Annotated in this window: 18 protein-coding genes; 15 read left to right on the forward strand and 3 right to left on the reverse strand. The window is 72.6% G+C overall.

The window, feature by feature from the left end; translation table 11 throughout:
• Window positions 1-5: 5 nt before the first annotated feature.
• Together ectA and pip are read right to left on the reverse strand one after the other, a co-directional pair.
• On the reverse strand, window positions 6-554 hold the full coding sequence (gene ectA, locus K8Z49_RS46820) for a diaminobutyrate acetyltransferase (protein WP_083597233.1): 549 nt from the start codon (window positions 552-554) through the stop codon (window positions 6-8).
• A 583-nt stretch (window positions 555-1,137) separates the two neighbouring features.
• On the reverse strand, window positions 1,138-2,106 hold the full coding sequence (gene pip, locus K8Z49_RS46825; RefSeq protein WP_412517106.1) for a prolyl aminopeptidase: 969 nt from the start codon (window positions 2,104-2,106) through the stop codon (window positions 1,138-1,140).
• Between the two features lie 351 nt (window positions 2,107-2,457).
• On the opposite strand from pip, the gene K8Z49_RS46830 reads away from it, so the two are divergent.
• The 14 genes from K8Z49_RS46830 to K8Z49_RS46895 all read left to right on the forward strand — a co-directional run bounded on the left by K8Z49_RS46830 (window position 2,458) and on the right by K8Z49_RS46895 (window position 16,648).
• Window positions 2,458-4,107, forward strand: coding sequence for a hypothetical protein (locus K8Z49_RS46830; RefSeq protein WP_024935260.1), 1,650 nt, complete (start codon window positions 2,458-2,460; stop codon window positions 4,105-4,107).
• An 844-nt stretch (window positions 4,108-4,951) separates the two neighbouring features.
• A complete protein-coding gene (locus K8Z49_RS46835) occupies window positions 4,952-6,640 on the forward strand; it encodes a CTP synthase (protein WP_412517107.1) in 1,689 nt (562 codons plus the stop codon).
• Entirely contained in the window at window positions 6,637-7,281 is a 645-nt protein-coding gene (locus tag K8Z49_RS46840; protein WP_111833133.1) for an NUDIX domain-containing protein, read from the forward strand. The genes K8Z49_RS46835 and K8Z49_RS46840 overlap by 4 nt, the downstream gene beginning before the upstream one ends.
• Before the next feature lie 38 nt (window positions 7,282-7,319).
• Window positions 7,320-8,351: a site-specific tyrosine recombinase XerD gene (xerD, locus tag K8Z49_RS46845; protein ID WP_024935258.1), complete on the forward strand. Its 1,032-nt coding sequence runs from the start codon at window positions 7,320-7,322 to the stop codon at window positions 8,349-8,351.
• Between the two features lie 193 nt (window positions 8,352-8,544).
• Entirely contained in the window at window positions 8,545-9,414 is an 870-nt protein-coding gene (locus tag K8Z49_RS46850) for a ParA family protein (protein WP_276330333.1), read from the forward strand.
• A 34-nt stretch (window positions 9,415-9,448) separates the two neighbouring features.
• A complete protein-coding gene (locus tag K8Z49_RS46855; RefSeq protein WP_075019959.1) occupies window positions 9,449-10,090 on the forward strand; it encodes a SecDF P1 head subdomain-containing protein in 642 nt (213 codons plus the stop codon).
• Between the two features lie 107 nt (window positions 10,091-10,197).
• Window positions 10,198-11,073: a segregation and condensation protein A gene (locus tag K8Z49_RS46860; protein ID WP_412517108.1), complete on the forward strand. Its 876-nt coding sequence runs from the start codon at window positions 10,198-10,200 to the stop codon at window positions 11,071-11,073.
• A complete protein-coding gene (scpB, locus tag K8Z49_RS46865) occupies window positions 11,066-11,641 on the forward strand; it encodes an SMC-Scp complex subunit ScpB (RefSeq protein WP_021597563.1) in 576 nt (191 codons plus the stop codon). The genes K8Z49_RS46860 and scpB overlap by 8 nt, the downstream gene beginning before the upstream one ends.
• Window positions 11,638-12,369, forward strand: coding sequence for a pseudouridine synthase (locus K8Z49_RS46870; protein ID WP_412517109.1), 732 nt, complete (start codon window positions 11,638-11,640; stop codon window positions 12,367-12,369). Before scpB ends, K8Z49_RS46870 begins: the two co-directional genes overlap by 4 nt.
• Before the next feature lie 30 nt (window positions 12,370-12,399).
• A complete protein-coding gene (aroH, locus tag K8Z49_RS46875; RefSeq protein ID WP_021597565.1) occupies window positions 12,400-12,762 on the forward strand; it encodes a chorismate mutase in 363 nt (120 codons plus the stop codon).
• 21 nt (window positions 12,763-12,783) lie between these two features.
• Window positions 12,784-13,884 (forward strand): prephenate dehydrogenase, encoded by a 1,101-nt coding sequence (locus K8Z49_RS46880; RefSeq protein ID WP_021597566.1) that lies wholly within the window; start codon window positions 12,784-12,786, stop codon window positions 13,882-13,884.
• Between the two features lie 332 nt (window positions 13,885-14,216).
• Window positions 14,217-14,879 carry a (d)CMP kinase gene (cmk, locus tag K8Z49_RS46885; RefSeq protein ID WP_111833137.1) on the forward strand — a complete coding sequence of 221 codons (663 nt, stop codon included), beginning with the start codon at window positions 14,217-14,219 and terminating at the stop codon, window positions 14,877-14,879.
• A gap of 3 nt (window positions 14,880-14,882) precedes the next feature.
• Complete coding sequence (gene der, locus K8Z49_RS46890; protein WP_021597568.1) at window positions 14,883-16,268, forward strand: ribosome biogenesis GTPase Der; 1,386 nt, start codon at window positions 14,883-14,885, stop codon at window positions 16,266-16,268.
• 176 nt (window positions 16,269-16,444) lie between these two features.
• Window positions 16,445-16,648 (forward strand): hypothetical protein, encoded by a 204-nt coding sequence (locus K8Z49_RS46895; protein ID WP_412517110.1) that lies wholly within the window; start codon window positions 16,445-16,447, stop codon window positions 16,646-16,648.
• Here the strand turns inward: K8Z49_RS46895 and K8Z49_RS46900 are convergent.
• Window positions 16,645-17,253 carry a hypothetical protein gene (locus K8Z49_RS46900; RefSeq protein ID WP_024935255.1) on the reverse strand — a complete coding sequence of 203 codons (609 nt, stop codon included), beginning with the start codon at window positions 17,251-17,253 and terminating at the stop codon, window positions 16,645-16,647. The genes K8Z49_RS46895 and K8Z49_RS46900 overlap by 4 nt on opposite strands.
• A 93-nt stretch (window positions 17,254-17,346) precedes the next feature.
• Here K8Z49_RS46900 and K8Z49_RS46905 point away from each other — a divergent pair, with 93 nt between their 5' ends.
• A complete protein-coding gene (locus K8Z49_RS46905) occupies window positions 17,347-18,477 on the forward strand; it encodes a nucleoside 2-deoxyribosyltransferase domain-containing protein (protein WP_412517111.1) in 1,131 nt (376 codons plus the stop codon).
• The last annotated feature ends 21 nt before the right edge of the window (window positions 18,478-18,498 follow it).

Here is an 18,498-nt window from a genome sequence, read left to right on the forward strand (position 1 = left end):
GTCGGTCAGTGCGCGCCGGTGATCGGGCCGATCCTGAAGAGCACCTCGGGCTCGTGTCCCCCCTCGGGGAAGTGCTCCGCGCCGAACAGCGGGCTGCGGGCTAGCTCGCAGCCGCGGTCCCGGGCGAACGATGCGAACATCGCGGTCGAGGCCGTGTTGGCCGGCGTGACCGTCGCCTCCATGTACCGGTGCCCGCGCGGGGCGAGCCGGTCGGCGAGGCGGTCGAGCATCCGGCGGGCGAGTCCCTGGCCGCGATGGTCGTGGTCGACGGCGACCTGCCAGACGAAGAACGTGTCCGGGCGGGACGGCCGGACGTACCCGGTGATGAAGCCGCAGGCGCCCGCGCCGTCACGCGCCACCACGGACGTGTCCGCGAAATCGCGGCACCAAAGCGTGTAGCTGTACGGCGAGTTGACATCCAGGACCCGTGAGTCCCGGGCGAGCCGCCAAAGCTGCGGGCCGTCGGTGAGGCTCGGCTCCTGGATTGCCACTTCCGCGTTCGTCTCGTTTCCATCGGGGCGTCCGGTCGGTGATTCCAGGGGTTGCGCTGCCATGTCCAGGCAACTTAGCGAATCTCGACCGGTGATCGCAGATGATTGTTATCTGCGTGATGTTTAGCCCCATCTGCCACTGGGTATGGTTAAGGGCTTTGCGGATTTGAGTGCAATTCCGCCGGGCTTTGCCCGGGCCGTCGTGCGCATTTCCCGGTGATACGCAGGAGTAACTGCCGGGCGCGCCGCGGAACCGTGCGGGACGTTTCCTGAACGTCACCTTAATGTTCGGCCGCCGGTCTGAGGGCGCGTTTTGGTATCGGTTGTGTGAGGTAAGTCACTCAGATTCGCTGTCAACTGGACGCGTGCGGCGGGCGTCACGTCGCGTCGCGGGAGGTCGTCCGCCTGCGGGCGCCCTGGGACGGGTGGGGGACAAGGCGTTGGCGCGGGCTCTGGGGGGCCCGGTTTCCTGACCTTCAAGCGCAGAGGTCCCTAGCCTGAGAGTAAGAGCTTGATTGCTATCTGGTAAGAAATCGTGGGTTTCGGGCCGCACATGCGACGGCCGGGGCCGGGACCCGAAGCCCGCCCCCGGCCACTTTCCGGACACCAGTCCACCGCATTAGGGTGCAGCCGTTTTGATCCGGCGTCAGCCCTTCCCGGCGAAGCGGTCGGTCGCCTCGATCAGGCGGTGCAGGATCCCCGGTTCGCTGTAGGCGTGTCCCGCGTCGTCGACGATGTGGAAATCCGCCTCGGGCCACGCGCGGTGCAGATCCCAGGCCGTCGCGACCGGGGTGCAGACGTCGTAGCGGCCCTGGATGATGACCGCCGGGATGTGCCGGATCCTGTCCACGTCCCGGATCAGCTGGTCCTCCTCGAGAAACCCCTCGTTGACGAAGTAGTGGTTCTCGATGCGGGCGAACGCCACCGCGTAGTCCGGCTCCGCGAACCCGCCGGCCAGCTCCGGATCCGGCCGCAGCGTGAGCGTCGAGCCCTCCCACGTCGCCCACGCCTTCGCCGCCGCGACCCGCACCTCCCGGTCGGGGGACTCCAGCCGCTCCCGGAACGCCGAGATGAGGTCCTCGCGCTCGTCCTCGGGGATCGGCTCCACGTACTTCTCCCACAGGTCGGGGAACAGCAACGACGCCCCCTCCTGGTAGAACCAGTACAGCTCGAAGGGCCGCAGCATGAAGATGCCGCGCAGCACCAGCTCGGTCACCCGCTCCGGATGCGTCTGCGCGTACGCCAGGGACAGCGCGCTGCCCCAGCTCCCCCCGAACACCAGCCAGCGCTCGATGCCGAGGTGCTCCCGGAGCCGCTCCATGTCGGCGACGAGGTTCCAGGTGGTGTTGCCCTCCAGTGACACCTCCGGGTCCTTCGCGTGCGGCTCGCTCCGCCCGCAGTTGCGCTGGTCGAACAGCACGACCCGGTACGCCTCCGGGTCGAACTGCCGGCGGTGCGCGGGGCTGCACCCGCCGCCCGGCCCGCCGTGCACCATCACCGCGGGCTTGCCCTCCGGATTCCCGCAGACCTCCCAGTAGATACGGTCGCCGTCGCCGACGTCGAGCAGCCCGGAATCGTACGGCTCGATCGGCGGATACAGGGTGCGAAGCTCCATGGGGCGCGATTGTCCCACCCCGGCCGCGTCCCGCAGCGGTGTGACCCACGGCACCGTGCGCGCCTCGATCAGGCGTCCGGCGTGCGAGAACACGGCGCGAGAGTCGAGAAAGTAAACCCCAAACTGGGCAAACGTTCCGCTGGTCGGGACTAGAGTGCCTCTAGTGAGCGAAGCGAGGAGCCACAGGGCCGGCTGCGGAGCGAACGAGATGAGCACAACGACCCCCGCGAACGCGGCCGCGCGCCGCCGGGCGAGGAGACACGTGAGCGAAGTGACGAGCCGTCGGGCGAGCGACGCGGCGAGCAGGGTGAACGGCGCCGCTGCGCTCCCGCCCGGGAGGCGAGGAGACCGGTGAGCGAGCTGAACGGATCGGGCGGTTCCCGCGGCGTCCCGGACGCCGCCAACCCCTGGCCCGCCATGGGACGCGACCCGAACCGCGCCCCCCAGGCGCTGCCGGCCGCCCAGCAGCCGATCCAGATGTCCAAGCCCGGCCAGCAGGCGCCGCACGCCCGGACGGGCGAGATCGTGCGCCCCGACGTCGAGCAGCACGAGGCCCAGCCCTGGGACATCGTCGAGCGGCTCCGCCAGATGGCCGACCTCATCGGCGACGCGCTCGCCGCGGGGGAGCGCAAGGTCAACGAGGCGCAGACCGAGACGGCGTCGCAGGTCGCCGCCGTCCAGCAGGAGAAGGAGTCGGCGCAGCGCGACGCGGCCGCCGCCTGGGGCGAGGTGCAGCGCGCCCGCGGCCAGGCCGAGCAGGCCGACCGCCGCGCCGTCGAGGCCGAGCGCCGCCTCGCCGAAGCCCAGAACGAGGCGTCGTCGCAGGTCGCCGCCGTCCAGCAGGAGAAGGAGTCGGCGCAGCGCGACGCGGCCGCCGCCTGGGGCGAGGTGCAGCGCGCCCGCGGCCAGGCCGAGCAGGCCGACCGCCGGGCGGTGGAGGCCGAGCGCCAGGCCGCCGAGGTCGTCACGCAGATCGCCGCGCTCCAGACCGAGAAGGAGAACGCGCAGCGCGACGCCGCCGCCGCCTGGAACCAGGCCCAGCAGGGACGCGCCCAGGCCGACCAGGCCCGCGCCCAGGCCGACCAGGCCCGCGCGCAGCTGGAGCAGGTGCAGGCCCAGGTCGAGCAGGCCGAGCGCCGCGTCGCCGAGGCCGAGGCCACCGTCCGCCAGGCGATCCAGCAGCGCGACGCCATGAGCGAGGCCCGCGACGACGCCCTGCGCGCCGTCGAGGACGCCGTCGGCGGCCGCCGCTCCGCCGAGTCCGAGCGCGACCGCGTCGCCGAGCAGGCCGCCGAGCTGTCCCGCGCGCTGGAGGCCGCGCACGCCGAGCTGTCGCAGCTGCGCGCCAAGGTCACCGACGCCGAGATGACCGCGCAGAACCTCCAGCACGCCGTCGCCGCCACCGGCAAGGAGGCCGAGGAGAGCCGCCGCCGCGCCGAGGTCTCCGAACGCCGCGCCCAGGAGAACGAGCGCCGCGCGCAGGACGCCGAACGCCGCGCCCAGGACGCCGAGCGCCGCATCCAGGAGACCGTCGCCCGCGCCGACTCCGCCGAGGCCGAGCGGCAGCAGGCCCTCGACACCGCCGCGCAGTCCCTGGAGGCCGCCAAGAAGACCGAGCGGGAACGCGACGCCGCCGCCAAGGCGCGGGAGTCCGCGGACCGGAACCGGGAGGCCGCCGTCCAGGCGCAGGCCCGCGCCGAGTCCGAGCTCACCCTCGCCCGCGGCCGCGCCGACCAGGCCGGCCGCGAACGCGACAAGACCGTCGCCGCGATGCGCCAGCTCGCCGCCGAACGCGACGCCGTCGCCGAGAAGCTCGCCGAACGCGACCAGTGGGTCGACCAGCTCGCCCAGGCCGTCACCGAGCAGCGCGCCCAGATCGCCGAACTCTCCCAGGAACGCGACGCCGCCCGCCAGGCCGCCGACCAGGCCCGCAGCCTGATCGACGAACTGACCAGACAACTCCGCACCATCATGCCCACAGCGGCTACGCCCCGCCTATAGGGGGGACGACCCCCCTGCACCCCCCGTCACGAGCCGGCCGATCCTCACGCCACGGTGCGGGTGTGTAGCGACCGTGCAGGTCGGCGGCGTGTCGCTGCGGTCGCCCGGCTCGACGGGTCGGGCGACCTCCGGGCGCCAGGGCGCCCTCCGGCCACCCGACCCGCGGGTCACGGGCTGAGCCCCGCACTCAATCTCAGCCCCCACTACCAAGAGCCGCACGAATCGTCCACATCCAAGAGCGTCGCGAATGATGTCAAGCAAGAGCCTTGCGAGCCAGGTTCTCCCAGGGCAGCGCGAGCGCTGCTCATCCAGGGCGTCGCGGGTCTTGTCCACGAAGGAGCCTTGCGAGTCGTGCTCGTCCGAGAGCGTTGCGGGATGGCGCTCATCTAAGGGCCTCGCGGGGTCGCGTCGCGGGTCGTGCGCGGGCCGTGCCTGCGCAAAGGCGTTGCGGGTCGTGCTCAGCCAAGAGTGTGCCGAGTTTGGGCTCAGCCAAGAGCGTTGCGAACGTCTTCATGCGGAAGCGTGGGCGGCGTGCTCAGCCAAGAGGCGTGCCGGGTGCTGCTCAGCCAAGAGCCGTTTGTGGCGGTACGGGCGCGCGGACGCCAGCCGGTGGCCCAGCCACGCGACAACCGAAATGGTTGCGATCGCGTCCGAAGGCAGGGGCGAGCGAAGCGAGACCCTGATCGCGAAGCGAGCCGCAAGGCGAGCCGGAGCGATGCAGCGATCGCCCGCGTTTCTCGACGATAGAGGGCGCCCAGCGCCCGAAGGAGGAGAGAAATGCCATAAGCTAGAGGCCCGTGGACAGTGAGCGTGTCCGCCTCGCAACGACCACGGGAGTCTCTTCTTGCCTTCGGCAGCCACTGGTAGGCCGCGTCCTACCAAGCATCTCTTCGTTACCGGCGGTGTCGCCTCCAGCCTCGGCAAGGGACTGACGGCGTCCAGCCTTGGGCGGCTTCTCGCTCTCCGCGGCCTGCGGGTCACCATGCAGAAGCTCGATCCCTACCTCAATGTCGATCCCGGGACGATGAACCCGTTCCAGCACGGCGAGGTGTTCGTCACAGATGACGGCGCCGAGACCGATCTGGACATCGGGCACTACGAGCGGTTCCTGGACACCGAGCTGCACGGGTCCGCGAACGTCACCACGGGGCAGGTCTACTCCAACGTGATCGCCAAGGAGCGGCGCGGGGAGTACCTCGGCGACACGGTGCAGGTGATCCCGCACATTACCAACGAGATCAAGGACCGCATCCGCGGGATGGGCGAGGACGGCGAGGTCGACGTCGTCATCACCGAGGTGGGCGGGACGGTCGGCGACATCGAGTCGCTGCCGTTCCTGGAGTCGGTGCGCCAGATCCGGCACGAGATCGGGCGGGAGAACTGCTTCTTCCTGCACGTGTCGCTGCTGCCCTACATCGGGCCGTCCGGGGAGCTGAAGACCAAGCCGACGCAGCACTCGGTGGCGGCGCTGCGCTCCATCGGCATCCAGCCCGACGCGATCGTGTGCCGGTCCGACCGGCCGATCACCGACGGGCTCAAGCACAAGATCAGCCTGATGTGCGACGTGGACCGCGAGGCCGTCGTGTCGGCGGTGGACGCCGCGAGCATCTACGACATCCCGAAGGTGCTGCACTCGGAGGGGCTGGATGCCTACGTGGTGCGCCGCCTCGACCTGCCGTTCCGGGACGTGGACTGGGGGTCGTGGGACGAGCTGCTGCGCCGCGTCCACAAGCCGGCCCGCGAGGTCACGATCGCGCTGGTCGGCAAGTACATCGACCTGCCGGACGCGTACCTGTCGGTCACCGAGGCGCTGCGGCACGGCGGGTTCGGCAACGACGCGAGGGTGCACATCCGCTGGGTGAAGAGCGACGACTGCGAGACGCCCGAGGGCGCCAAGCGGGAGCTGGACGGCGTGGACGGCGTCCTCGTCCCGGGCGGGTTCGGGGTCCGCGGCATCGAGGGCAAGCTCGGCGCGGTCCGGCACGCCCGGGAGAACCGGGTGCCGTTGCTCGGCATCTGCCTCGGGCTGCAGTGCATGGTCATCGAGGCGGCGCGGACGCTCGGCGCGCTGACCGACGCGGGCAGCGCCGAGTTCGACGCCACCACCGCGCATCCCGTCGTCGCCACCATGACCGACCAGCTCGACGTGGTCGCCGGGGAGCGCGACATGGGCGGCACGATGCGGCTCGGCCTGTACCCGGCCGACCTCGCCGAGGGCTCCGTGGTCCGGCTGCTGTACGGGGAGGCGAAGGTGTCCGAGCGGCACCGGCACCGCTACGAGGTCAACAACGCCTACCGCGACCGGCTGGAGCAGGCCGGGCTGCGGTTCTCGGGCCTGTCGCCGGACGGACGGCTCGTCGAGTACGTCGAGCTGCCGCGCGAGCAGCACCCGTTCTTCGTCGGCACGCAGGCGCATCCGGAGTTCCGGTCCCGCCCGACCCGGCCGCATCCGCTGTTCACCGGTCTCATCTCCGCCGCCCTCGACTACGCGGAGGCGCGCGAGGGCGGGACGGGGACCGTGGCCACGTCATGAGCGGCGAGGAGCTCGGCCCGGACGACGTCCGTGACCGTCCGGAGCGCTGGACGGTCGTCGAAACGTCCACGCCCTACAAGGGACGCGTCTTCAGTGTCCGCGTCGACCAGGTGGAGATGCCGGTCGGCGACGGTGTGGAGGCCGTCCAGCGTGACGTGATCGAGCACATCGGCTCCGTCGGTGTCATCGCCGTCGACGACCGGGACCGGGTGCTGCTGCTGCGGCAGTACCGGCACCCGGTGGCGCGGCTGCTGTGGGAGGCGCCCGCCGGCCTGCGGGACGTGGACGGCGAGCCCCTGCACAAGCTCGCCGAGCGGGAGCTGCTGGAGGAGTCCGGGTACCGCGCCGAACGCTGGGACACCCTGCTCGACGTGTACCCCACGCCCGGCATGGCCGACGAACGCGTCCGGATCTTCCTGGCCCGGGGCCTCACCGAGGTGCCCGCCGACGAGATCGACTTCGAGCGGGTCCACGAGGAGGCCGACATGCCGGTCGTCTGGGTGCCGCTGGAGGAAGCGGTCCGCAAGGTGTTCGCGGGCGAGTTGCACAACATGATCGCCTGCATGGGCGTCCTCGCGGTGCGCGCGGCGCGCGACTCCGGGTACGCCGATCTGCGCCCGGTCGACGCGCCGGAGCACTGAGCCCCGGATGAGGTCCCCCTCCGGCCGCCGGAGGGGGCATGATGGGCGGGTCCCCGGAGCCCACGGCCGGAAGAGGTGCCGCACTGTCCCCGAGCCCGTCCTCCCGGAGCAGCACGCGGGACGCGGCCGACGCCGCGGAGTCCGCGGTCGACTCGGCCGTCCGCGCCTATCTGGCGCATCTGGCGGTCGAGCGGGGCCTGGCCGCCAACACGCTCAGCTCCTACCGCCGCGACCTGCGCCGGTACGCCCAGGTGCTGGACGGCCGGGGCCGCGCGGCCATCGGCGAGGTCGCCGAGGACGACGTCCGGGCGTTCCTGGTGGTGCTGCGCGAGGGCGACCCGGACCATCCGCCGCTGTCGGCGGGCTCGGCGGCGCGGGCGCTGGTCGCCGTCCGGGGGCTGCACCGGTTCGCGCTGCGGGAGGGCCTGGCCGCGACCGACCCGGCGCACGACGTGAAGCCGCCGACGCCGCCGCGCCGGCTGCCGAAGGCGATCTCGCTGGCGGAGGTCGAGCGGCTGCTCGCCGCGGCGGCCGGGCCGTCCGGCGACCCCGGCGGCGCGCGCGGCCTGCGCGACCGGGCGCTGCTGGAGCTGCTCTACGGGTCGGGCGCGCGGATCTCCGAGGCCGTCGGCCTGGACGTCGACGACCTCGACCTGCGCGACGGGTTCGCCCGCGTCGCCGGCAAGGGCGGCAAGGCCCGGGTGGTGCCGATCGGCGACTACGCCCGCGAGGCCGTGGACGCCTACCTGGTGCGGGCCCGGCCCGAGCTGGCCGGGGCCGGGCGTGGCGGCCCGGCGCTGTTCCTCAACGCGCGCGGCGGGCGGCTGTCGCGGCAGGGCGCGTGGATGGTGCTGCGCGCCGCCGCCGACCGGGCGCAGCTGTCGGAGGTGTCCCCGCACACCCTGCGGCACTCGTTCGCCACCCACCTGCTGGACGGCGGCGCCGACGTCCGCGTCGTCCAGGAGCTGCTCGGCCACGCCTCGGTGACCACCACGCAGGTCTACACCCTCGTCACGGTCCAGCTGCTCCGCGAGGTCTACGCCACCTCGCACCCGCGGGCGCGGACCTGACCCGGGAGCGGCGCACGGAGGGACGAACCGGACGGACCGGTGCGCCGACAAATCGCGACGTTCGGCGCGCGTCGGCTTGAGCGACGGGGTCGACGGGCCTAGAGTCCCCGTTCTGGATGGCATTTCCAGGCCGCCGGGGAGGGATCTGGTGACCAGCACTAACGGTGCGGATGGAGTCCTTTCCTCCGCCACCATCGAGACCGATCCGAGCCGGGCCCTCGGGCCTACTCAGCGACCCGTGCCGGTGTTCCCGGAACCGGAACCCCTGGACGAGCACGGGCCGGGGCGGATCGTGGCCGTCTGCAACCAGAAGGGCGGCGTCGGCAAGACCACCACGACGATCAACCTGGGCGCCGCGCTCGCCGAGTACGGCCGCCGCGTCCTGCTCGTCGACTTCGACCCGCAGGGCGCCCTGTCGGTCGGCCTCGGCAAGGGCGACCCGCGCCAGCTCGACGTGACGATCCACAACCTGCTGCTCGAACGCGACACCGAGTGGGAGGACGTCGTCATCGAGACCGGCGTCGACGGGATGGACCTGCTGCCGAGCAACATCGACCTGTCCGGCGCCGAGGTCCAGCTCGTCCACGAGGTAGGCCGCGAGTACATCCTGCAGGGCGCGCTGAAGTCGGCCGTCGACCACTACGACTACATCCTCATCGACTGCCAGCCGTCGCTCGGCCTGCTCACCGTCAACGCGCTGGCCGCCAGCGAGGGCGTGCTGATCCCGCTGGAGTGCGAGTACTTCGCGATGCGCGGCGTGGCGCTGCTGATGGAGACCATCGAGAAGGTGCAGGGCCGGATCAACCCCGACCTGGTGATCGACGGGGTGCTCGGCACCATGTACGACTCGCGGACGCTGCACACCCGCGAGGTCCTCGGCCGGATCGTCGAGGCGTTCGGCGACAAGGTCTTCCACACCGTGATCAACCGGACGGTCCGGTTCCCGGACGCGACCGTGGCCGGCGAGCCGATCACGTTCTTCGACCCGAGCTCGATGGGCGCCAACGCGTACCGGAGCCTGGCGCGGGAGGTGCTCATCAGGTGGGCCGCGCAGGCCGCGTGAGGCCGTCCGGCACCCCCTGAGCGACGGAGCGCACATGGGTCACCCCCCGCCCTTTCCCCATGACACGCCGCCCGGCGCGCCGCCGCCCCCGCCGCCCGCGCGCGGGCCGGGGACGGCGCTCATCGTGATCGGCGCTGTGATCGCCGGCTTCATCCTGCTGGTCGCGGTCGTCGTGGGCTATCTCGTGGCGACCGGCGGCGACGGCGGCGAGCCAACGCCGGCCGCGTCGTCGGGGCCGTTCGACCTGCGCGTGCCGCTGACGTTCGCGCTGGTCGAGAAGGAGTCCGCGCCGCCGTGCACGGGCGGGGCGGTGACCGTCACCGGCGCTCGGTCCTGCTACACGTTCGGCGAGGACGACTTGACCGTGCGCAGGCTGGAGAAGGTGCGGGCGGCCGCCCCCGACCCCGCGAAGGGCAACCCCGGCTGGGTCGTCGAGATCACCCTGACCTCCGCGGACGCGCCCGGGTTCGCCGAGCTGACCCGCAAGGCCGCCGAGGCGTCCGCCTCCCAGCTGCCGGCCAGGCTCATGGGCATGCTCGTCGGCGGCGGCCTCGTGTCGGAGCCCGCACAGGTGACCCAGGCCATCACCGGAGGCGAGGTGCAGATCAGCGGGCCGGCCGGCACGTTCGACCGCGCCCACGCGGAGGGCATCGTCGGGCGGCTGACCGGGCGGTAACGCCCCGGCGGCCCGTCACCGCTCGTGATCGTCCGTGGCGCGGGGGACCCGCCGGGCATGGGACGATGGGGCCGGTGAGCACAGCGCGGAAGGAGTCCTCCGCTACCGTGAGCGACGTGGCCGAGACGTCGCCGGAGCCGGGGCAGGAGAACGAGCAGGAGCAGGGCTTCCGCGTCCACCTGGACAACTTCGAGGGCCCCTTCGACCTGCTGCTCGGCCTGATCTCCAAGCACAAGCTCGACATCACCGAGGTGTCCCTGCACAAGGTCACCGACGACTTCATCGCGCACATCCGCTCGCACGGCGCCGACTGGGACCTCGACCAGGCCAGCCACTTCCTGCTCGTCGCCGCGACCCTGCTGGACCTGAAGGCCGCCCGGCTGCTGCCGTCCGGCGAGGTCGACGACGAGGAGGACCTGGCCCTGCTGGAGGCCCGCGACCTGCTGTTCGCGCGGCTGCTCCAGTACCGCGCCTACAAGGAGGTCGCGCAGGTCATCGCCGGGCACATCGCCGACGCGAGCCGGCGGTACCCGCGCCTGGTGCCGATGGAGCCGAGGTTCGCGAACCTGCTGCCGGAGGTGCTGCTCGGCCTCGGTCCGGACGAGTTCGCCCGGCTCGCCGCGAGGGCGCTCACCCCGAAGGCGCCGCCGGCGGTGTCGGTCGAGCACATGTACCAGCCGAGGGCCAGCGTCAAGGAGCAGGCCGCGATCGTCGTGGAGCGGCTCCGCAGGCTGCGCAGGACGACGTTCCGCGTCCTCGCGTCCGACGCGGAGGGCACCTACGAGGTGGTCGCGCGGTTCCTGGCGCTGCTGGAGCTGTACCGGGAGCAGGTGGTCACGTTCGAGCAGCTGGAGCCCCTCGGCGAGCTGCACATCACGTGGACCGGCACGGACGAGGGCGACGTCGAGGTCGGCGACGACTACGAGGGCGCGCCCGCGAAGGACGACGAGAAGACCCGGAAGGACGAGGGAGACGATGACTGAGGAACCCGGCGCGGACGCGCCGGAGCTCCCCGGGCTGCGGGCGTCCATCGAGGCGATCCTGCTGGTGGTGGACGAGCCCGTCACCGAGATGGCGCTGGCGCAGTTGCTGGAGCGTCCGCGCGGCGAGGTCGCGGAGACGCTGCGGGAGCTGGCCGCGGAATACACCGAGCAGGGGCGCGGGTTCGATCTCAGGGAGGTCGCCGGCGGCTGGCGGTTCTACACCCGGGACGTGTGCGCCCCGGTCGTGGAGCGGTTCGTCACCGACGGGCAGCAGGCGCGGCTGACCCAGGCCGCGCTGGAGACGCTCGCCGTGGTCGCCTACCGGCAGCCGGTGAGCCGGGCCCGCGTGTCGGCGATCCGCGGCGTCAACAGCGACGGCGTCATCCGGACGCTGACGCTGCGCGGCCTGATCGAGGACGCGGGCCAGGACCCGGAGTCGCAGGCGCACCTGTACCGGACCACCGGGTACTTCCTGGAGCGACTCGGCCTGCGCGACCTCGACGAGCTGCCCGAGCTCGCCCCCTACCTGCCCGATGACCTGCCGGACGACATAGTTGAGGACACGTGACCGAGAACGATGGCGTGCGTCTGCAGAAGGTCCTGGCCGAGGCCGGGATCGGCAGCCGCCGCCACTGCGAGGAGCTGATCGGCGAGGGCCGCGTCACCGTGAACGGGAAGAAGGTGTTCCGGTTCGGTGAGCGCGTCGACCCGCGGCGCGCCGTCATCCATGTGGACGGCAAGCGGGTCGAGACCCGGTCCGAGATGCGGTACTACGCGATCAACAAGCCGCGCGGGGTGGTGTCCACGATGTCGGACGAGCGGGGCCGCAAGTCCCTCGCCGACTACGTGGAGGTGCCCGAGCGGCTGTTCCACGTCGGGCGCCTCGACACCGACACCGAGGGCCTGATCCTGCTCACCAACGACGGCGAGCTGTCGCACCGGCTGACCCACCCGAGCTACGGCGTGGCCAAGACCTACCTGGCGGAGATCCACGGGCCGATCCCGCGCGACCTCGGCCGGCGGCTGAAGGCCGGCGTGACGCTCGACGACGGGCCCGCGAAGGCCGACCGGTTCCGCGTCTTCGACCAGGTCGGACGGCGCGTGCTGGTCGAGATCACCCTGCACGAGGGGCGCAAGCACATCGTGCGGCGCCTGCTGAAGGAGGTCGGGTTCCCCGTCCAGCAGCTCGCCCGCATCGAGTTCGGGCCGATCAGGCTGGGCTCGCTGAAGCCGGGCGGGATGCGGGCGCTGACCGTGCAGGAGGTCGGGGAGCTGTACAAGACGGTCGGGCTGTAAACGACACCGGGTGTGGAAAGGAAGGCGACTGTGGCGGTACGCGCGGTCCGGGGGGCGACGCAGATCGACGCCGACGACCGGGACCAGATCCTGGAGGCGACGACGGAACTGGTCGCGGAGGTGATGGCCCGCAACGAGCTGACCACCGACGACGTCATCAGCGTGATCTTCACGGTGACGCCGGACATCACCGCGGAGTTCCCGGCGCTGGCCGCCCGCAAGCTAGGTTTCCACGAGGTGCCGCTGCTGTGCGCGACGGAGATCGGCGTCCCCGGCTCGCTGCCGCGGGTGATCCGGCTGATGGCGCACATCGAGACGGACCGCCCCCGCTCGGGCGTCCAGCACGTGTACCTGCGCGGCGCGACGGCTCTGCGGCTCGACATAGCGCAGTAGCGGTGGTGCCGGGCAAGTAGGGTGACCGGCGTGAGCGAGGACGTGGTGGCGCGGCGCATCGTCGTGGTCGGGACGGGACTGATCGGGACGTCGATCGCGCTGGCGATGCGGGAGCGCGGCGCCGAGGTGCTGCTGACCGACCGGGACGCGGCGGCGCTGGCGCTGGCGGTGGAGCTCGGCGCGGGCGAGGCGCTGCCCGACGGGGCGCACGAGGAGCCCGCCGACCTGGCGGTGCTGGCCGTGCCGCCTGCGGCGGTGGCGGTGACGCTGCTGGACGCGCAGAAGCGCGGCCTTGCCACCGCCTACACCGACGTGGCGAGCGTGAAGGCGCTGCCGCTGGCGCAGGCGGCGGAGCTCGGCTGCGACCTGACGACGTTCGTGGCGGGGCATCCGCTGGCCGGCAGCGAGCGGTCGGGGCCGAGCGCGGCGCGGGCCGACCTGTTCCTCGGCCGCCCGTGGGCGCTGTGCGCGACGCCGGAGGCGACGCCGGACACCGTCGCCGCCGTCACCGGGCTGGCGAAGGCGTGCGGCGCGATGCCGGTCGAGGTGGACGCGGCCGAGCACGACCGGGCCGTCGCGCTGGTCTCGCACGGCCCGCACGTGGTGTCGGCCGCGGTCGCCGCCCGGCTGACCGGCGCGGACGACGTGGCGCTGGGCCTCGCCGGGCAGGGCGTCCGGGACGTCACCCGGATCGCGGCGAGCGACCCGCGGCTGTGGATCGGGATCCTGTCGGCGAACTCCCAGCCCGTCGCGGACGTGCTGGAGGCCGTCGCGACCGACCTCGCGGTGGCCGCGTCGCTGCTGCGCGACGGCAGCGACGAGGCCGCCGCGCACGTCGCCGACCTGCTGCTGCGCGGGAACGCGGGCCGGGGCCGCATCCCCGGCAAGCACGGCGGCGACCAGCCCGCCTACGCGACCGTGCAGGTGGTCATCCCGGACCGTCCGGGCGAGCTGGCGATGATCTTCCAGGCGGCGGGGATCGCGCAGGTCAACATCGAGGACGTGACGATCGAGCACTCGCCCGGCCGCCCGCTGGGCGTGCTGGAGCTGACGGTCGTCCCCGAGGCCGCCGAGCGCCTCGCCGCCGAACTGCGCGCGCGCGGCTGGTCGGTACCCGGCTGACCGACGCCCGGAGCGGAGCTCTGCGGAGCGGAGGGTGGCGGTCAGCCGTTCTTGTCGGGGGGTCTGGGGGGTCGTCCTCTCAGAGTGGCGGTGACCGACGCCTGGAGCGGGGCTCTGCGGAGTGGAGGGTGGCGGTCAGCCGTTCTTGTCGGGGGGTCTGGGGGGTCGTCCTCTCAGAGTGGCGGTGACCGACGCCTGGAGCGGAGTTCTGCGGCGGCCGGAACGGTGGGCGCGGGCCGGTAGCCTGGTTCGCTGGAGCTTGTCCGGGGGACCCGCGCGCCCGCGCGACGACGAGCGCCGCCCGCTTCGTGACGACCAGAGAGGGAGCGACCGTGCCGCTCGTCATCGCCATGGACGGCCCGTCGGGGTCCGGCAAGTCCAGCGCGTCCAAGGGCGTCGCCCGCGCGCTCGGGCTGCGGTACCTGGACACCGGCGCGATGTACCGCGCCATGACGTGGTGGATGCTGGAGCACGGCGTGCCCGTCGAGGACGGCGAGGCCGTCGCGGCCCGCGCGGCGGAGCCGGAGATCGTGTCCGGCACCGACCCGGACGGGCCCACGATCACCGTGGACGGGATGGACGTGTCCGGCCCGATCCGCACCCGCGAGGTGACGAACGCGGTCAGCGCCGTCAGCTCCGTCCCGGCGGTCCGGGCGCGGCTCGTCGAGCTGCAGCGTGAGATCATCGGGGCCGGCGGGATCGTGGTGGAGGGGCGCGACATCGGCACGGTCGTCGTGCCGGACGCGCCGGTGAAGGTGTACTTGACGGCGAGCGAGGAGGCCCGCGCGGCGCGCCGGGCCAAGGACCTCGCGGCCGATCCGGGCGCGTCGGTGACGGTCACGCAGGCCGAGCAGGCACGGCGGGACCGGCTCGACTCGACCCGGAAGGCGTCGCCGCTGGCGAAGGCGGCGGGCGCGCACGAGATCGACTCGACCGGGCTGAGCCTGGCCGAGGTCATCGAGGCGGTCGTCCGCCTCGCCAAAGAGCATGAGTGAGCTGTGAGCGATTACGAGATCGAGACCGTCGACGTGGTCGACGACGTGGCCGCGGACGAGGGCCAGGCACCGGTGGTGGCGGTGGTGGGGCGGCCGAACGTCGGCAAGTCCACCCTCGTCAACCGGATCCTCGGCCGCCGCGAGGCCGTCGTGGAGGACGTCCCGGGCGTGACCCGCGACCGGGTCGCCTACGACGCGACCTGGAGCGGCCGCCGGTTCACCGTCGTCGACACCGGCGGGTGGCTGCCGGACTCGTCCGGCCTGGCCGCGGCGATCGCCGAGCAGGCGCGGCTGGCGGTCGACCTGGCCGACGTCGTGATGTTCGTGGTGGACGCGACCGTGGGCGCGACCGACGTGGACGAGGCCGTGGTGGAGATCCTGCGCCGGTCCGGCAAGCCGGTGGTGCTGGTCGCCAACAAGGTCGACGACGTGGGCGCCGAGTCGGACGCGGCGCTGCTGTGGTCGCTCGGCATCGGCGAGCCGCATCCGGTCAGCGCGCTGCACGGGCGCGGCAGCGGCGACCTGCTGGACGCGGTCCTGGAGGCGCTGCCGGAGGAGCCGCCGGCGGAGACGTTCGGCGAGGTGGGCGGTCCGCGCCGGGTGGCGCTGCTGGGCCGTCCCAACGTCGGCAAGTCGAGCCTGCTGAACAAGCTGGCGGGGGAGAACCGCGCGGTCGTGGACTCGGTGGCGGGCACGACCCGCGACCCGGTCGACGAGCTGATCGACCTCGGCGGCCGGACGTGGCGGTTCATCGACACCGCGGGGATCCGGCGGCGGCACAAGGAGAACCAGGGCGCCGACTTCTACGCGACGCTGCGCACGCAGTCGGCGCTGGAGCGGGCGGAGGTCGCGGTCGTGCTGGTGGACGCCGACCAGCCGCTCGCCGAGCAGGACCTGCGGATCATCTCGATGGTGATCGAGTCGGGCCGGTCGCTGGTGATCGCCTACAACAAGTGGGACCTGCTGGACGAGGAGCGCCGCCACTACCTGGAACGCGAGATCGACCGGCAGCTGCACAACGCGCGGTGGGCGCCGCGGGTGAACATCTCGGCGAAGACCGGCCGGCACATGGAGAAGCTGGTGCCGGCGATCGACACGGCGCTGGAGGGCTGGGGGACGCGGGTCCCGACGTCCAAGCTGAACCAGTTCTTCGCCGACCTGGTGAACTCGCATCCGCATCCGGTGCGCGGCGGCAAGCAGCCGCGGGTGCTGTTCGCGACGCAGGCGGGGGTGCGGCCGCCGCGGTTCGTGCTGTTCACGTCGGGGTTCCTGGAGGAGGGCTACCGGCGGTTCATCGAGCGGCGGCTGCGGGAGGAGTTCGGGTTCGCCGGGACGCCGCTCGACATCGCGATGAAGATCCGCGAAAAGCGGGGCAAGGCGAAGAAGTAGCGGAAATATCCCGCACGCGGCCCGCCCGGGATCTTTCCCGGGCGGGCCGCGGCATGTCAGGATGCACCTGTGGGCCGCGAGTAAGTCTTCCATTACTCGCTGGATCGCGGTACGGACACATGCTCTCGTCCGGGGGCGGGCCTCCCGGACACTGGGGTGCGGCCGAGAGGTGCGACGTGAAGCTCTTGCTGCTGATCTGCGTTGCCGGCGTCTGCGTGGCGCTCAGCTTCGCCTGGCGGGAACCGTGGATCGGCGGCGTCGGCCTGCTGGTCGCCTTCGTCGCGATGTTCACCGACCGCGACGACGTGCGGTGCGACGACGAGCGCGGGAACTACGAGACCACCAAGGCCGTCCGCAACATGCGCAGCCGGGACCGCTAGCGGTCGAAGCGCGTGTCGCCCGCGACGGGCTGGTCCCCCGCGGGCGGGGGACCGTGCCCCGGCGGGTTCTCCCGCGCGTAGCGGCCGTAGACGAGCGGCTGCGTGCTGTTGGCGCCGGTGAACACCGGCTCCTCGTCCGGCGGCTCCTGCTCCCGGACGCCGGCCACGGCGAACCGGCCGAGCGCGAGCGCGGCGAGGAACACGACGACGACGCCCAGCCCGGTGAAGCCGGCGAGCTGCTCGCCGAGGTGCCGGGCCTCCTCCGTCCCGAGCGGTGCGCCGACGCCGGGGACGTCCCACAGCGTCGCGACGGATGTGCCGACGGCGAACCAGGCGCCGCCGAGCGCGGCCAGCCAGGCGCCGGCCATCCCGAAGGCGCGGTTGGCGCTGAGGAGGACGATCAGCCCGCCCAGCGCGGCGGCCGCTCCGGGCGCGATGCTGAGCTGCAGCCGGTCGGTGTTGTAGACCCAGGGGTCGTCCGGTGCGAACCCGAAGTCGAAATAGGGCCCCGCGAGGGGCAGGAGCGCGCCCCACAGGCCCAGCAGGACCAGCAGGAATCCACAGAAGGCGCCCCGGGAGCGTGGTACTCGCATGGTCCCAGTCATGATCGATCCTCCTGACCGGGCGGGTGATTCTGGTTTGAATCAGGCTTTACCCGGAGCAAGACGGTCCACACGGTCGGAGAGGGGCAAGGGCGAATGGAAGGTGACATCACCGTCGTCTACGCGCGGGAGGAGCCGCCGGATCACTGGGACGCCGCCGTCTTCCTCGCCGGGCCGTCCCCGCGCTCGCCGGAGGTCGCCTCGTGGCGGCCGGACGCGGTCGCCGAGCTGCGCGGACGGTGGCGCGGTGGCGGACGGCTCGTGGTGTTCGTCCCCGAGCACCGCCACGGCCGCTACGACGACTACGTGGACCAGGTCGAGTGGGAGGAGCGCTGCCTGCACTTGGCCGACGAGGTCGTCTTCTGGGTCCCGCGCGAGATCGCGACCATGCCCGCGTTCACCACGAACGTGGAGTGGGGGGTGTGGCACGACAGCGGGCGGGTCGTGTTCGGCGCACCGCCCGAGGCGCCGGGGAACCGCTACCTGCTGCACTACGCCGCGAAGTTCGGCGTGCCGACGGCGGCCGACCTGGCGGGAACCGTCACGGCCGCGCTCGCGCGGATCGGCGCGGGCGCGGCACGGGCGGGCGGCGAGCGCGAGGTCCCGTTGCTGCTGTGGCGCGAGCCGTCCTTCCAGCGCTGGTACGAAGGGCAGCGGGCCGCCGGAAACACCCTGACCGGCGCCCGGGTGGTCTTCCGGTTCGGTGTGTGCTGGGCGCTGCACGTCCGGATGCGCGTCGCCGCCGAGGACCGGGTCAAGGAGAACGAGATCGTCATCGGGCGGCCCGACATCTCGGCCGTGGTCCTGTACCGGCGCGGGGCCACGCTCGACGGGACGGAGGTCGTCCTCGTCCGGGAGTTCCGCAGCCCGTGCGCGGACGGGTTCGTCCACGAGCTGCCGGGCGGCTCGGGGACGGGCGGCCCGGCCGCCGTCGCGCTCGCGGAGGTCGCCGAGGAGACCGGGCTGGCGCTGGAGCCGGGGCGGCTGCGCGCCCACCGGAGCCGGCAGGTGAACGCCACGCTGTCCGCGCACCGCGCGCACCTGTTCTCCGCCGAGATCACCGCGGCCGAGGCGGACCGGCTCCGGGCCTCCGGGCCGCACGGCGTGGCCGCCGACGGCGAGCGCACCTACGTCGAGGTGACCGCGTTCGGGCGGATCAGGCGGGAGCGGCTCGTCGACGCGGCCAACCTCGGCATGATCGCCGAGGTGCTCCTGGAGGTGTGCTGACCCGCCCTGGTGATGAACGCA

This window comes from Actinomadura madurae (assembly GCF_047130825.1).
GTDB lineage: Bacteria > Actinomycetota > Actinomycetes > Streptosporangiales > Streptosporangiaceae > Spirillospora > Spirillospora madurae.